We start from the raw sequence: 15,563 nt of genomic DNA, 5'->3' as shown, positions 1-15,563 counted from the left end.
CGCGGCGGGAAGGGGATGCACGACCCACCACACCATCCTCAAGGACCACCATGACCGAAACTCGACCCGTGCGCACCGCAGCCCGCTATGGTGCCGTCGTGGCTCTCGCCGGCGCGCTCATCACCCCCGGTGCAGCGCTGACCGGCTCCACTCTCGCATTCGCGGATACTCCCGCCGCCACCCAGCAGGAAGCTAAGGCTGCCGTGACCATCTCCACCGAGAAGTGGCGCGAAGGTAAGCTCGTGCTGCGCGGCACCGGCTTTACCAGCACCGCACCCGGTCGCGGCGCAGTGTTCGCAGTGAAGTTCCTCGACGCCCTGCCGGATGAAGCGCACCAGGCGATTAACCCGATCACCAAGAAGGGCGGCAACTCGCCCGCGAACTTCATGGCAACCGCCAAAGAGGACGGCACCTTCGAGGTTGAGGTGTCCCTGCCGACCCCCGAAAACACCGGTCTGACCGCTGAGCAGCTGAAGAACAAGGGCTGGACCGTGGAGGGTACCAGCCACCGTATTCAGGTGCTTTCCGGCTCCCTGGGTGGTACGGATGCGGACGGTAACACCTACGACCGTCGTGCATCTGTGTCGCAGAATATTACGCTGAGCGACCCGGCTCCGAGCCCGGCACCGACCGCAGAGCCCACCGCTGAGCCCAGTGCAACTGCAGAGCCTTCTGCAACTGCAGAGCCTTCTGTGACTGCCGAGCCTACCGCGGACCCCTCTGCTACCGCTGACCCTAGCGCAACTGCAGAACCCACCCCGGCACCTACCGCAGAACCCACCCCGGCACCTACCGCAGAGCCGACCCCCGCACCCAGCGAAGACTCGAAAACCTGCGCCCCCGCCGATGACTCCTTCACCCCGCGCCTGACCATCGAGAACCCCAAGGCGGTTCAGGGTGGCAAGCTGCACCTGACCGGTGACGGCTGGTGCAACCCCGAAGACAAGAAGGCATCCGTTATCGGTCTGAAGATTGACGACGGCAAGGTATCCCGTAACGACGCCACCGCGGTCAACGACAACCGCACCATCTGGGCTATCGTCACCCCCGACGAAAACGGCCACATCGACGCCTGGATTGACCTGCCCACCCGCGATAACGCAGCTTTCAAGAATGACGAAGACGCGGCAAAGTACGCCTCCGGTGAGCACACCCTGCGCCTGCTGACCGGTAGCCTGCGTGAGGGCGACCGATCCGGAACCTACGGCGGCGCCAACAGCCAGGGCGGCATCAACACCACCTTCACCATCGGTGAGTACGCCCCCGGTGACGCGCCCGAGCCGGTCAATGCCTCCGAACTGACCGCTGGTAATGGCGTGCAGGTGAGCCGTGACGGCTCCACCGTGACCGTGACCGTGCCGAACGCTGAACCGGGCACCTGGGTGTACGCCGCAACCTACCTCGGTAACTCCCCGCAGACTCTCTACGGCTCCGGCTGGAAGCGTCTGGATGGCAACCGCAGCTTCAGCTACGAAACCAGCGTGAGCATGCCCGCCGCAACCTACCGCGTGGTTGTGCACAACGGCAACCAGGGCGCTGAAAATGCGGTGCTCGGTTTTGCTGACATGACCGTGGAACGTGCTGTTACCCCTCGTCAGGACGTTTCCCGCGATGAGCAGGACGCTACCGACCAGCTGGTCGAAGAGCTGAACGAAAACCCCGCAACCGCAACCTCCACGGCACCTGTGCCCATGCGTAACGCGGGCGGCCGCATCAGCACCCGCGCCACCGACGTGGACGCATCCCTCGCCGCGCTCTCGCAGAGCACCGCTCCGGTCGTGAACCGCGTGCAGGCTAAGGCGAAGGTTCAGAGCGCGCAGAAGAACCTGGCAACCAACCTGCAGAAGACCGAAGCCAACGCGAAGAAGGCAGTGAAGGCTGCCGCCGGTTCGCAGAACTCGCAGAACACGCAGGGCTCGCAGAACTCCGCCGCAGGCACGAAGGCACAGGGCCCGACCATTGAGGGTACTGAGCTGACCGGTCTGACCAAGTGGCTGGTCAACAACGCCAATAACCTGCTGCTCTCGGCGGCTGGCCTGGTGGTTTTGGCTGCGGCTCTGCTGCTGCGCACCTCCAAGAAGTAAGCTCTCTGACCACACATTCACATCGGCACCGGTCCACGCTCCACACTTTTGACCCTGCACCCTTGAACAGGGGCGTGGATCGGGTGCCTCCAACCATTCGGGTCACGACCCGCTGAACTGCACCTCCACGAACCCGGTAGCGTTCAGCTTCGACCCCGGTAATTTTGAAAGGACCACCATGCGTGCACCTTTTTCGGGAGCCCCGAAGGCATCCCTGACCTCTAAGGCGCTGACCGCCTGCGCTGCCGCAACCCTGGCGCTGGGCTTGGGTGTTGGCACCGCATCCGCTCTGCCTCCGGGCGGTGCGAAGGCATCGACTCCCGGCACTTCCTCGACCGTTTCTTCGTCTGTGAGCGAGCACGGCGTGATTTCCTTTAGCGTGAGCGGCTTCCCCGCGAACACTGTGGTGTCCGTGAAGGTGGACGACGGTAACCTGTGCCCCTCCGATGCGGCACAGGGCGCTTGCGTGGTGCACCAGCAGAAGACCGATGGCAACGGTAAGGTCTCCGGTTCCTTCGTTCTGCCGGATGTTGGCGCTGGCACCCACACTCTGCGTTTCCTTGCAACTGGTGAGAAGCGTGACAAGGACGGCAAGTACCTGGGCACCGAGGCGTACAGCAACCGCAGCCCCGAGTTCACCGTGGTGGGTGAGGGCGGTTCGGATAATTCCTCCTCGAACTCTTCGGGTTCTTCCTCGAACCGCGGCTCTTCCAGCTCGAAGAGCAACGGTGGTTCCTCGAATGGCGGCTCGAACTCTAACAACTCAGACTCTGCAGACGAGGCTCAGGGCTCTAACGATTCCAACGAGTCCTCGTCCAATGGTGGCTCGAACGGCTCCTCGAATGGTTCTGCGGGTGGCGCGGCTGAGGCTGAGACCGTGTACACCGACGCTGACGGCAACACCATCACCAAGGAGGAGTACGACCGCCTGAACGCGGAAGCTGACTCTTCCGGTACCTCTGGCTCTTCCGCTGCGCCTGCTGCTTCGGCTTCTGCAAATGCCCAGAAGAAGGCGACCGCTTCGGCGAGCGCATCTTCTTCGGCTGCTGCGCGCGGTACCGCGTCGAACCCGAGCGCTTCGGCTTCGGGCGCGGCTAACACCGCATCCACCGTTCAGACCGTGACTTACGGTGCTGCGTTCCCGTGGATTGGCGTGGTGGTTCTGGGCGTAAGCATTGTGGGTGCCGCTGCGCTGCTGCTGACCCGTAAGCGCTAAGACTTAACGTCGGATGCGGGTGGGGGAATACCCGCCCGCTCCGGCGTTTCTCTCATTATCTACCGGTGTGCTGGGTGCCCCTTCTTGTGGGTGCGCCGGGCGCGCCTCCCCGTTTTCTTGTATCGAGCATAAGGAGCATAGTGGCCCGCACGAGCTCATTGTCCCGAGATGTTCAGCAGGAGAGTACGTCCCGTCAGGGTTCTGTGATTCAGGGGCAGAAGTTGGGTAAGCGCCTGGCTTTTCTGTTCTTGTTTGCGGTGCTTTTGGTGGGGGCTGTGGCTGCTTCTTTGCTGTTCGGGTCGAATAATCTTCCGCCGGATCAGGTTCTGGCTGTTTTCAATGGCACTGCTTCTGAGCAGGCGCAGACGATTGTGATGGAGCAGCGCATTCCGCGTACCCTGGTGGGTCTTGCTGCGGGTGCGGCGTTGGCTATTGCCGGTTCTCTGATGCAGTCGTTGACTCGTAACCCGTTGGCTGAGCCCGGCCTGATGGGTGTGAACGCCGGTGCTGCGGTGGCTGTGATTGGCTCCGTGGTGGTTTTTGGCGTGATGGGTATTTGGCAGTACATGGTTGCTGCAACGATTGGTGGCGCGTTGGCTGCGGTGCTGGTGTACACGCTGGGTCGTGGCCGTGACGGATCGATTGTGAAGCTCGCTCTGGCGGGTGTGGCGATTTCTGCGGCGCTGTCGGCGATTGCGCAGGGCCTGATTTTGGCTGATCAGGATGCGTATAACGAGTTCCGTGTGTGGGTTGCCGGTTCGCTGGAGGGCCGCGGTATGGATATCGCGTCCACGGTGGGTCCGGTGATTGTGCTGGGTATGCTGGTGGCGTTCTTTGTGGCTCCTGCGATTAATGCTCTGAGTATGGGCGAGGAGGCGGCGACTAGCCTCGGCGTGAGTGTGCGTACGACCCAGAATTTGACGTTGCTGGCGGTGACGGTGCTTGCCGGTGCGGCGACTGCTGCGGTGGGTCCGATTGGTTTTGTGGGTTTGGCGGTGCCGTTTGTGGTGCGTGCTTTGCTCGGTAATGATGTGCGCTGGGTGAATTATGGTTCGGCGCTGTTGGGTCCGGTGTGGCTGCTGTGTGCTGACGTGTTGGCGCGTGTGCTGGTGGCTCCGCAGGAGACTCAGGTGGGTATTGTGGCGACTCTTGCCGGTGCCCCGGTGTTCTTGTTCTTGATGACTCGTCGTAAGGTGGAGGCTCTCTGATGTCGAATTCTTCCGCTGTTTCGACGGCGACTGCCACCAGCTCCGCTAATCGTTCTGCGCGTCGTAGCGGCCGCGATTTGGGTGGCCGCCCGGTGTTGACTGTGCGCGGTCCGCTGAGTGCTCAGGTGCCGTGGCGTGTGCTGATCCTGAATGTGGCGTTGGTGGTGCTGATTGCGGCGCTGGCGTTTTGGGGCATGTTGCAGGGTGATTATAAGCTCGCCCCGGAGAAGGTCATTCCGGCGTTGATGGGTGAGGGTAAGCAGATTGCTGTGACTTTCGCTCAGCAGCGTGCGGCGCGTATTGTGGCGGCGCTTCTGGTGGGTGCGGCGCTTGGTCTGTCGGGTGCGATTTTCCAGGTGATTTCGGGTAATGCCCTGGGTTCGCCGGATATTATCGGCTTCACGAATGGTGCCGCGACCGGTGCGCTGTTGCAGATTATTGTCTTCAATTCCGGTCCCGTTGAGGTTGCTCTGGGCGCTGTGGTTGGTGGCTTGGCGACTTCGGTGCTGGTGTGGCTGTTGACGCGCCGCACGGGCCTGCATGGCTTCCGTCTGGTGCTGGTCGGTATTGGTGTGGGTTCGACCCTGGCGGCGTTCAATGCGTTGCTGGTGGTGCGTGCTTCGCTGACTCAGGCGCAGACCGCGGCGTCCTGGCTTGCCGGTTCGCTCAATGACATCACGTGGGAGCGCACCTACGCGCTGATGGGTCTGTTGCTCGTGGTGACTCCGCTGCTGCTGATGCTGGTCCGCCCGCTGGGCGCGATTCGTTTTGGTGACCAGGTGGCATCCGGTTTGGGTGTGAGCGTGAATGCGTACCGTGTGGCGGCTCTGTTTATCGGTGTGCTTCTGGTTTCGCTGGCGACCGCGACGACCGGCCCGATTGCCTTTGTCGCCCTGGCGGCACCGCACATCGCGAAGACCCTGTCTCGTAGTGGCGGGGTGGGCTTCACCTCCGCGGCACTTATGGGTGCGCTCATGGTGCTCGGCTCTGACCTGATTGGCCGATTCGCTGTTCCCGGACGCATCATTCAGGTGGGTGTGGTGACCGGCGCGATTGGCGGCCTGTACCTGATTTACCTGATTTACCTCGAAAGGAAGAAGAGCTAGTGAACACTAGTGTGACGACCCGCCTTGAAGGCGAGAACATGGTGGTTGCCTACGGTGAGCATACGGTGCTCAACGGGGTAGATTTTCAGGTGCCGGAGGGGGAGCTGACCGTTATCTTGGGCCCGAACGCCTGCGGTAAGTCGACCACCCTGAAGGCTCTTGCCCGCGTGAACCCGCTCAAGCAGGGTGAGGTTCGCCTGGACGGCACCCCGCTGCCGCAGATGAAGTCCCGCGCCATCGCCAAGATCCTGGCGATGCTGCCGCAGACCCCGGAGGCGCCTAGCGGCGTGACCGTGGCGGATGTGGTGGCGCGCGGCCGCTACCCGCACCAGTCGCTGCTGCGTTCCTGGTCCGATGAGGACGAGCGCGCCTGTGTGGATGCGATGCAGGCTGCGAACGTTCTGGAGCTTGCCGAACGCCCCATTGAGGCGCTGTCCGGTGGTCAGCGTCAGCGCGTGTGGATTGCCATGACCCTGGCGCAGCAGACCCCGCTGATCCTGCTCGATGAGCCGACCACCTACCTGGACATCACGCACCAGATTGAAGTGCTGAACCTGACGAAGAAGTTGCATTCCGAAGGTCGGACTGTAGCCGTGGTTTTGCATGACCTGAACCTTGCTTTCAGGTATGCTACTCATGTTGTGTTAATGAAGCAGGGACGGATTATCGCTCAGGGCGATCCGCGTGCGATAATTACACCGGAACTTATTCAGGAAGTTTTTGACCTGCAATCGGTCATTATTCCTGATCCATGCACTGGTACCCCTTTGGTTATTCCGAAGGAGAACCAAACAATTCATATTGCCGCTGACGCTATTTCGGCGGCCCGCGAAAGCGAATAGTTTTCGCCCCTAAGCCGCGTGGGAGTTAGCACCAACCGTCTCAGTACGGGTGGAAAAGCTCGGCATTGCGCCAAGCAGCGAACGCTAGGATCTGAGGGACCCAGGATCCCCTGCGCGTAGGGCGCCTACCCGGTGCTCGCCCGTCTTTGACGCATGAACGGATCCGAGCACTGGGTAGGTTCCATTTTGGGAACCCGCAGATGAGGCACCGAGACTGCCGTATGAGACCTTCACTGTTTGGAGGTTTGATGCACGGTCTCGGTGCCTCATCTCATTTAACTGCCCTGTTTGTGGTGGGCACTGTTTGCGACCTACAGTTGGGGCCTGCATTTGAACCCCGCGCTCGCTGTCATGAATGTCATGTTGTGGTTCTTTCGCTTTTCCCTTTGGCTGGAGTTTGGGTAAGGGATACCATAGAGTGAGGTAGTAGAGGCTAACTAATGATAATGCGCCTCCTCACCGATTCTCACCGATTGAGTGTTTCCACAGACCAAGGAGGAACCGTTGGGCGAGCACGAACCCACCGCGACCGTTCCCGCGCAGAGTATTTCTGCCCAGAACACTTCTGAACAGGCTACTTCGGCGCAGCCGCGTACCGTTGCGCCGACCGTGCGCCCGGCCCCTCCCAAGATCCCGCGTCCCGTACCGGCACCGCGCGTGGACAGCCCCCTCATCAGCGCCATTATCGCCGAGGCGGTCAGCCCCGAAGAGCTGAACGCCCGCATCGTTGAGGTCGTCTCCGAAGGCACCCCCATTATCGAGCCGGTGCACCGCGAAGACGGTAGCATCAGCGAGAACGAACGCATCGTCACCTTCCTGTACCACAACGAGCAGGCGGAGCAGGTGCTCATGTTCATCAACCGCCTGACCGATGAGAAGAACCTCGACCGTTCCCTCATGGCCCGCATCGAGGGCACTGGTTGGTGGCAGCTGAGCATGCAGATGGAAACCACCTGGCGTGCCTCCTACAACTTCTTGCCGGCGTTGCCCGGCGAGCGCCCCGCCTGGCTGGGCGATGACGACCAGGTGCGCCTGCGCGCCGCCCTGGACTCCGGAGAAGGCGACCCGCTGAACCCCGAGACCGCGTGCAACCGTATCGGTCGTTGCATGGGTATGGTGCAGCTTGAGCACGCGCCGGTGCAGGAGTTCATCCTGACTCAGGAAGAGATTGACGCGCTGCCCGCCCCCGAGTGGATGCAGACCTCTGACGGTCACCAGTACGTGCTCGGTCGTGTGGGGGATCCCGCCCCGGATGCGCCACTGTTCATCCAGTTTGACGGTGAGATGTGGTTCAGCCAGGGCATGGAGCAGACCCTCAACCGCGCCCATGAGGCGGGCCGTATTCCGGCGATGCACGTGTTCTTCCTGCACTCTGGCGGTCGCGAGAACCGCTGGAAGGAACTGAACGGTGACAACCCGATTGCCGACTACCTGGTGGAGATTGCGTTCCCGCACCTGGAGGCTGTGCACGGTATTAAGACCGACCCGCAGAACATTGTGATTAACGGTCAGTCGCTGGGTGGGCTGTCCTCCCTGCTGGCGGTGCTGAGCCGCCCGGAGGCGTTTGGCGGCGCGATCGCGCAGTCTTCGTCGCTGTGGCAGCCGCAGGTCATGGACCGCCTGGACGAGCTGGAAGCGGCGGGTGAGATCGACCGCCTGCGCCACCTTTACCTTGAGATTGAGGTGGGGGAGCAGGAGTGGGTTCTGGTACCGCCTCACCGCGAGCTGAAGGAGCGCCTGGAAAAGCTGGGCCTGAAGAATGCGCGTTGCACGACCTTCAACGGCGGTCACGATTATGCGTGCTGGCGCGGTGCGATTGTGCCGGCGTTGGAACGTATTATTGCTGCCCGCCGGGAGGCTGAGCGCGCCGAACGGAGCTTAGCTGAGGAGTAGCGAGAGGTCGCCTAGGGATCCTGCACGGGTAGAGCACACCCCGCATGGTGGGCGTGCGGGGGTCCTGTTAGGGTAAACACCGCCGCGCCCGTATCCTAGAGAAGTACAGCCTAAGAGAAGTGCAACACTACCGCGCCGCGAGGGGTGCCGAAGGGTACCCGACGTAGGTTGCGCACCCGCCCTCATTGACGAGATGGCATCACGCTGCGAACGCACGCAGCACGTGAGCGCTATAGAAACCGCAAACGACACAGAAATCGAGAGAAGATGACCGTAGAACGTAGCCCCCTGGCCCCCACGCCGCTCATCCCCGAGTCTTTTGCCGCGAAGTACCGCGAAGCCGGCTACTGGATTGACCAGACCATCCCCGAGTTCCTGCTAGATGCATGCCGCGCGAAGCCGCACTTCCCGGCGCTGGTGGCGCTCTCGCACGCGCAGCTCGATGAGGACGGCAAGCCTCAGCAGATTCGCCTCTCCTACGGTGAGCTGGAGGCGGCAGGTCGTGCCGCTGCGGCGCGCCTCGTTCAGGCTGGCGTGCAGCCCGGTGACCGTGTGCTGCTGCAGCTGGGTAACACCGCCGAGTACCTGGTGTACCTGCTGGGTATTTTCTGGGCGGCTGCGCTGCCGGTGTTCTGCCTGCCGCAGCACCGCACCACCGAGCTCGTGCACTTTGCGACCCGGACCGACGCTGCGGCGCACGTGTTCTCTTCGCTGACCCCGGGCGCAGATTTCGCCGCCCTGCACGAGGACGTTGCCGCCGAGCTGCGCAAGAACTCCCTGGAGCCGCCGGTCGCTATTGACGTTGCGGAGCCGCTGACCCCGCTGACCGAAGAGGAGCTCGCTGAAGAGTTCGTGCCCGGTGTCATTCAGAACACCGAGAACCTGCGCGCGAGCGAGCAGGTGGCGTTCCTGCAGCTCTCCGGCGGTACGACCGGCATTTCGAAGCTGATTCCTCGCACCCACGCCGCCTACCTGTACTCGGTGCGCGGCTCGGTCGACATCTGCAAGCTGAACAACAACACGACCATGCTCGTGGTGCTGCCCGCCGCGCACAACTTCACGATGAGCTCGCCCGGTATTCTGGGCGTCATGTGCGCCTCCGGCAAGCTGGTGTTCGCGGCGGATCCGTCCCCGCAGACTGCGTTCCACCTCATTGAGATGGAGGGTGTGACCACCTCCGCGCTGGTGCCGCCGCTGGCTCAGGCGTGGGTCGCCTCCGCGGAGAAGCGCGGCGTGTCCCTGCCGTCTCTGCAGACCCTGCAGGTGGGCGGTTCGAAGCTGGCTCCGGCGGTTGCGGGCAAGATTGAGTCGGTGCTCGGCTGCACCGTTCAGCAGGTGTTCGGCATGGCTGAGGGCCTGGTGAACTACACCCGCTCGACCGACATGATTGAGCTGCGCCTGAGGACCCAGGGCTACCCGATCAGCCCCGACGACGAAATTCTGATTGTTGATGATCAGGATCAGCCGGTGAAGCGCGGCGAGAGCGGTCACCTGCTCACCCGCGGTCCGTACACGATTCGCGGCTACTACCTGGAGGAGAACGCGAACCGTTACGGCTTCACCGAGGACGGCTTCTACCGCACCGGCGACATTGTGCGACTGGTTGCAGGCAAGTACCTTGAGGTGACCGGCCGCGCGAAGGACCAGATTAACCGCAACGGCGAGAAGATTGCCGTGGACGAAATCGAAGAGCTGGCGCTGACCCACCCCGACGTTTTTGACGCCGTGGTTCTGGGTATCCCGGATGAGACTGTGGGCGAGCGCGTGGGCCTGGTCATTGTGCCGAAGGAAGGCGCTGACCTGGGCGAAAACCCGCGCCGCACGATGCACGAGTTCTTCACCTCGAAGAAGCTCGCCGACTTCAAGATCCCGGAGCGCGTGCAGGTTCTGCAGGAGCTGCCCACCACGAACGTGGGTAAGATTTCCCGCCGCGAGCTGCGCGCCAAGCTTGCCGAAATTTTCGGCTAAACCGTACGCCCTTATTCCTACCCCTATTGAGGAGAAAAATGTCCGCATTTGAGACCCTGCGCCCCATCATGGAGAAGTACATCGTCGAGCCCGACTCCCTGCAGACCGCTTTTGACGAGCCGACCACCGACCTGTTCTCCCTAGGCATGGACTCTATGGGCGCATTCGCCCTGCTCGACGACCTTGCCGCTGAGGGCGCCGTGATTGAGTTTACCGAGCTGGTGGAGAACCCGACCGTGGAGTTCATCGCCTCCCGCCTGGGCTAAGCGTTACCGCACCCCGAGTGCCCGCCTGCCGCGAATGCAGGCGGGTGCCCGGGGTGTTTGCTACTCGCCTCGTTTTTCTGTGCGCCGGTTTTACGCCGTGTTGTGTAGCTGCGTTTACCCTTGTCAGTGCACTTCTGCCAGCGCACTTCTGTCAGCGTGAAGCGGCGGGGCAGTAGCCTACCTTTCACACCTACCTTTAACACACCGCATATCATCCCTAATCCAGACCCCTAATCCAGACCTTTGAGAGGCCATCATGGGCGTAGCTGATACTACCGCACCCGCTAGCTTCGGGACTGCTTCCGACCTTCGCACCGCCGCGAACCCCTCCGCACAGCACAGCGCTGACAGCCCCTGGCTGCCGCTGACCACTAACGCGCGCGGCATCTATTTTGCCGCCGCGATTGACCCGACAAACCCCTGCTACAACACCGCGGAGGTTCTGCAATGCCCCGCAGACACCGACCTCACTCTGCTGCGTGAGGCTTTTGAGCAGCTCTACCGTGAGAACGAGGGCTTCCGCGTGCGCACCCGCATTGCCGATGGTGCCGCCTCCCAGCAGATTCTTCCGCTTGAGGCGTTCCTCGCGGGCATTGACCTGCTCGTGGATGAGGACGAGCTGAGCGACACCGCCGAGGCGGGGGAGGAGAACGCCTCTGACCTGCCCGAATCAGCCCTGCCTGACTCTGATTTGCCCGCGCCGGTACGCGCCTGGGCGCAGCGCCTGCTCGCCCAGCCCCTTACCACCGATGAGGGCGTGACCGTGCGCAGCGCAGTGGCGCGTTATGGCGGGTTCCTCTGGGTGTACCATTCCTTCTCCCACGTGGTTGCCGACGGATTCGCCGCGTTCAACGGCCTCTCCCGCGTGGCGGCGATATACCGCGCCCTGTCCGCCGGTCAGTCGGTTCCGGCAACCCGCCGCATGAGCCTGCAGCAGCTGCTCGACGCCGACGATGCCGCCTCCACCGCCCGTGACGAAGACGTCGCCTTCTGGGAGTCGAGCGGCGCCCTGGAGCAGGAAGACACCTCCCTGGCGGGTCGTACCGCCTCCCCGTCGGCGCAGTCTGTGCGCGTGGCGTTCAGCATTGATACGCCCACCCAGCAGGCTCTACTGGATGCGGCAAAGCAGCACGCCGTCTCCTGGCCCGTGCTAGCGACTGCCGCCGTCGGCTCGTACCTGGCGCGTGTGGGCGGCTACCCGCAGGCTTCATTCGGCGTGCCGCAGATGAACCGCATGTTCGCCCGCACCCTGCCGGAGTCGACCCGCGCCCTGGGCACGGCGAGCGCGCAGACCGGCTGTACCGCGGTGAACGTGCTGCCGGTGCAGGTTGCGGCGACCGGCCCCATCGCGGAGTCCCTGCACTCGGTGAAGGAACAGTACGCCCGCAACGCGGAGCATCCGCTGGCTCGTCAGGAAGACCTCGAGCGTACCGCGCGTAACGCCCAGTCCAGGCTGTTTGGTGCGCAGATTAACGTGGTGCCCTTTGACGCGGTGCTGCCGCTGGCGGCTCCCTCCAAGGGCGGGTCCGGAGCCCCGGTACCGACCGCGCGCATCCACAATATCTCTGCCGGTCCCGTTGCCGACGCGACCTTCACCCTGCGCGGCATGCCCGGCCGCGGCAACAGCATCTCCTGCGAGATTGACATGAACCCGGCGCTCTACACCGCTGAGGAGCTGGAACATCACGTAGCGCGCCTGAGCGAGTGGCTACCCGCCTACGCGGCGGAGGCGCAGCGCGAGGGCGCTTCCCTGAACAATCTCGGCTTGGCGACCGAGGCTGAACTGGCGACCCTGCGCGAGCTGACCGCCCCGGCGCTTACCGAGCATCCGATGGAGTATAAGACCCTGCTGGGTCGCTTCCGTGACGCGGTGGCGGCGCATCCGCAGGCGCTCGCGGTGCTGGATTCTGCCCCCGCGCCCGGTGAGGTGCTCACCCCCGAGTCGGAGCGCGCCTACGCTTTTGACCGCGCCCTCACCTATGCCGAACTGGACGAGCGCGCCCGTGCGCTTGCCGCGCAGCTGCTGGATTGGGGCGTTCGCCCTTCCGATGCGGTGGGTCTGCGTGTGCACCGCGGCGCCGAGCAGTACGTGGCGCTGTACGCCCTGCTGTACGCTGGCGCCACCTACGTGCCGGTGCTTCCAGATCTGCCCGCCGAGCGTGTGGGCGTGATGATGGAGGACGCCGAATGTTCCTTGCTGCTGCACGGCCCCGGTCTGCATCCGTTGAGCGCGCAGGAGCTGAACCCGCAGGAGCCTGCGCGTCACGCGAACCTGCCGCAGCATACTCTGCCCCTACTGAGCGCAGAGGAACCCACCCGGGCTCCCTCCTCGGCACCCGCCGCAGAGGAGCTTCCGGGCATGAAAACCGGCCTGGACGAGGACGCTTACGTGCTCTTCACCTCCGGCTCCACGGGCAGGCCTAAGGGCGTTGCCATCAGCCACCGCGCGATTGATAACCGCCTGCGCTGGCAGCAGCACCAGATTCCGGTGGGGGAGGGCGACCGCGTTCTGCACAAGACCCCCATCTCCTTTGACGTGCATGTGTGGGAGCTGTACTGGCCTCTCGCCGAGGGCGCCGCCGTGGTCATTGCCGCCCCGGAGGGACACCGCGACCCCGCCTACCTGTCGCGCGTGATTGCCGAGCAGTCCGTCACGGCGGTGCACTTTGTGCCGACCATGCTGTCGGCGCTGACCTCTTCACCGGCGGCGCGCCGCATCCTGGCTGATGCCGGCTTCGGTCAGGGTCGAGAGCAACCCCTGCGCTATGTGGTCTGCTCGGGTGAGGCGCTGCAGAAGGACCAGGTGCAGGCTGCGGGCGAGGTTCTGGGCGTGTACCCGCTGAACCTGTACGGCCCGACCGAGGCGGCGGTGGACGTGACCTTCTGGGAGACCTCCACCGACCCGCAGCGCGAGAGCGTGCCCATTGGCGAGCCGGTCTGGAACACCGGAACCCTGATTCTTGACCCGACCGGCCACCCCGTGCCGGTGGGTGTGACGGGTGAGCTGCACCTGTCGGGCGTGCAGCTGGCGCGCGGCTACAAGAACAACCCGCAGGCGACCGCAGCGGCTTTCGTGGAGCAGGCTCCTGCCGGTGCGCTCGCGCTGCTGAACGGTGAGAGCCAGCGCCTGTACCGTACGGGCGACCTGGCGTGCTGGGAGATTCTTCCCGACGGCCGCGCCGTCATCGGTTACCGTGGCCGCACGGACTACCAGATTAAGGTGCGCGGTCAGCGCCTGGAGTTGGGCGATATTGAGATGGCTCTTGCCGCAGTTGAGGGCGTGAGCGCTTCGGTGGCTCTGCTGTACCGCGGCCTGCGTGAGCCTGCCCTGGCGGCGGTGCTGGAGGTCGGCGACGTGCCCGCTGAGCGTGCCGAGCAGCTGGTGGAGGCGGCGCGCGAGCATTGTGCGCAGGTTCTGCCGGACTACATGGTTCCGACCCTGTGGCACACCCTGCCTGCTCTGCCGGTGAGCCCCTCCGGTAAGGCGGATCGCAAGCTGTTGGCGTCCCTGGACCTGACCCCGCAGACTTCTGATGCTGAGGGCCCGCACGGTCTGCTGGAGCAGCAGCTGTGCTCGATTATTGCCGGTGTGCTGGGTCGTGAGCGTTTCGGCGTGGACGAGGATTTCTTCGCCTCGGGCGGTCATTCGCTGGCGGCTCTTGAGGTGATTGCCGCGGTTGAGGAACAGCTGGGTCTGAGCGTGAGCATCGGTGCGCTTTTTGCACATCCGACCGTGCAGGCTTTGGCGGCGTCCATTGCGGGCGAGCGCGGCGAGGGTGCGGAGTTCGCGCCGGTTCTGCCGCTGCGAGAACAACCTACCGCGCATGACGCTACCGATGCCCCCGCGCCGCTGTTTATTCTGCCGCCTGCGGGTGGTTTGGGCTGGTGTTATGCAGGGTACCTTTCGCATCTTCCGGCTCAGCAGGGTGTGTATGCTTTGCAGGCTGAGGTGTTCTCTGACCCGCATGCCGGGTTTGCGTCGAGCCTGCAGGAGCTGGCTGAGGGCTACCTGAAGCTGATTGAGAAGACCCTGTCGGAGCGTTCGTTGCCGCGTCGTTTTGCGTTGATGGGCTGGTCTGTGGGCGGTACTGCCGCGGTGCAGGTGGCGGCTTTGGCGCAGGCTGCGGGTGCGCAGGTTGAGCGCGTCATCCTGTTGGATGCGTATCCTTCGGAGCAGTGGCAGGGCGTGCCTGCGCCGGATGAGCAGGAGAGCTTCCGTGCGCTGCTGCGTATGGGCGGTTTGCCGGAGCCTGCCGCTGATGAGCGGCTTGATCTGCCGGGTACGTTGGAGCGTTTGCAGCGGGCGGGTTCGGCGATGGGTTACCTACCGGAGGAGAAGTTGGGCGTGTGCTTGGGTAGTATGCGTGCTTCGGCGGCGTTGATGCGTGGTGCTGAGCAGGCGTTCTTTGATGGTGATGTGTTGCTGGTGGGTGTGCCGCATGAGGATCAGCCGTATTTGGATGCGGCGGGTTGGTCGGCGCATGCCTCGTCGTTCCGTTCGGTGCTGCTGGAGGGTACGCACCCTGACCTGGTGAATCCGACGCGTCTGGCGGAGGTGACCGCCCACTTCGCCGGCTAACCCTCTATAACTGATGTAGCCCGGAGGTAATAGTCGTTACCTCCGGGCTACATCGGTTAAAACATGCATGCGTGTTCTTATCATAAAGAGTATCTTTTAGGTGATTTTAGTCATATAAAAGATTTGTGTAAAAAATTATCGGTACACAAATGGCGCAAAATGCCAAATTTTACAGACCTTATTATACACATACACTCTTAAATTTTGTGACACATGACTCATTTGTTGCTTGAAAAGACTCCTTAATGAGTGCTAGATTGAAGCCACCTCTTAAATATGATTCCGATTACATAGATTGGGATTGTATCTAAGAGAACGACTCGGCATACACCAGGTCTTGAAACGTATCTCACTCATGCAGAAGGATATCCGGCTCTTCAGAGTTGAGTGTGGTTGGAGGC

Annotated in this window: 9 protein-coding genes; all 9 read left to right on the top strand. The window is 63.0% G+C overall.

Translation table 11 applies throughout. The features are described 5' to 3' along the window. Nucleotides 1-50: 50 nt before the first annotated feature. Nucleotides 51-2,084, top strand: a complete 2,034-nt coding sequence (locus HMPREF2884_RS01115) for a peptidase (RefSeq protein ID WP_070614924.1) — start codon at nt 51-53, stop codon at nt 2,082-2,084. A gap of 178 nt (nt 2,085-2,262) precedes the next feature. Continuing rightward, nucleotides 2,263-3,300, top strand: coding sequence for a plasmid partitioning protein (locus HMPREF2884_RS01110; RefSeq protein ID WP_070614922.1), 1,038 nt, complete (start codon nt 2,263-2,265; stop codon nt 3,298-3,300). Nucleotides 3,301-3,458: 158 nt separating this feature from the next. Next, nucleotides 3,459-4,508: a FecCD family ABC transporter permease gene (locus HMPREF2884_RS01105; RefSeq protein ID WP_233992320.1), complete on the top strand. Its 1,050-nt coding sequence runs from the start codon at nt 3,459-3,461 to the stop codon at nt 4,506-4,508. Further along, entirely contained in the window at nt 4,508-5,614 is a 1,107-nt protein-coding gene (locus tag HMPREF2884_RS01100) for a FecCD family ABC transporter permease (protein ID WP_070614920.1), read from the top strand. Before HMPREF2884_RS01105 ends, HMPREF2884_RS01100 begins: the two co-directional genes overlap by 1 nt. Then, complete coding sequence (locus HMPREF2884_RS01095; RefSeq protein ID WP_070614918.1) at nt 5,614-6,456, top strand: ABC transporter ATP-binding protein; 843 nt, start codon at nt 5,614-5,616, stop codon at nt 6,454-6,456. Before HMPREF2884_RS01100 ends, HMPREF2884_RS01095 begins: the two co-directional genes overlap by 1 nt. A gap of 504 nt (nt 6,457-6,960) precedes the next feature. Further along, complete coding sequence (locus HMPREF2884_RS01090) at nt 6,961-8,349, top strand: enterochelin esterase domain-containing protein (protein ID WP_070614916.1); 1,389 nt, start codon at nt 6,961-6,963, stop codon at nt 8,347-8,349. 267 nt (nt 8,350-8,616) lie between these two features. Beyond that, on the top strand, nt 8,617-10,317 hold the full coding sequence (locus tag HMPREF2884_RS01085; RefSeq protein WP_070614914.1) for a (2,3-dihydroxybenzoyl)adenylate synthase: 1,701 nt from the start codon (nt 8,617-8,619) through the stop codon (nt 10,315-10,317). A 38-nt stretch (nt 10,318-10,355) separates the two neighbouring features. Continuing rightward, on the top strand, nt 10,356-10,583 hold the full coding sequence (locus tag HMPREF2884_RS01080) for a phosphopantetheine-binding protein (protein ID WP_005507422.1): 228 nt from the start codon (nt 10,356-10,358) through the stop codon (nt 10,581-10,583). Nucleotides 10,584-10,839: 256 nt separating this feature from the next. Then, a complete protein-coding gene (locus tag HMPREF2884_RS01075; protein ID WP_210398929.1) occupies nt 10,840-15,162 on the top strand; it encodes a non-ribosomal peptide synthetase in 4,323 nt (1,440 codons plus the stop codon). Nucleotides 15,163-15,563 lie beyond the last annotated feature (401 nt).

The sequence above is a fragment of the Rothia sp. HMSC073B08 genome, from assembly GCF_001812975.1.
GTDB classification, from domain to species: domain Bacteria; phylum Actinomycetota; class Actinomycetes; order Actinomycetales; family Micrococcaceae; genus Rothia; species Rothia mucilaginosa.
This window is presented reverse-complemented; position numbering and strand designations above follow the sequence as displayed.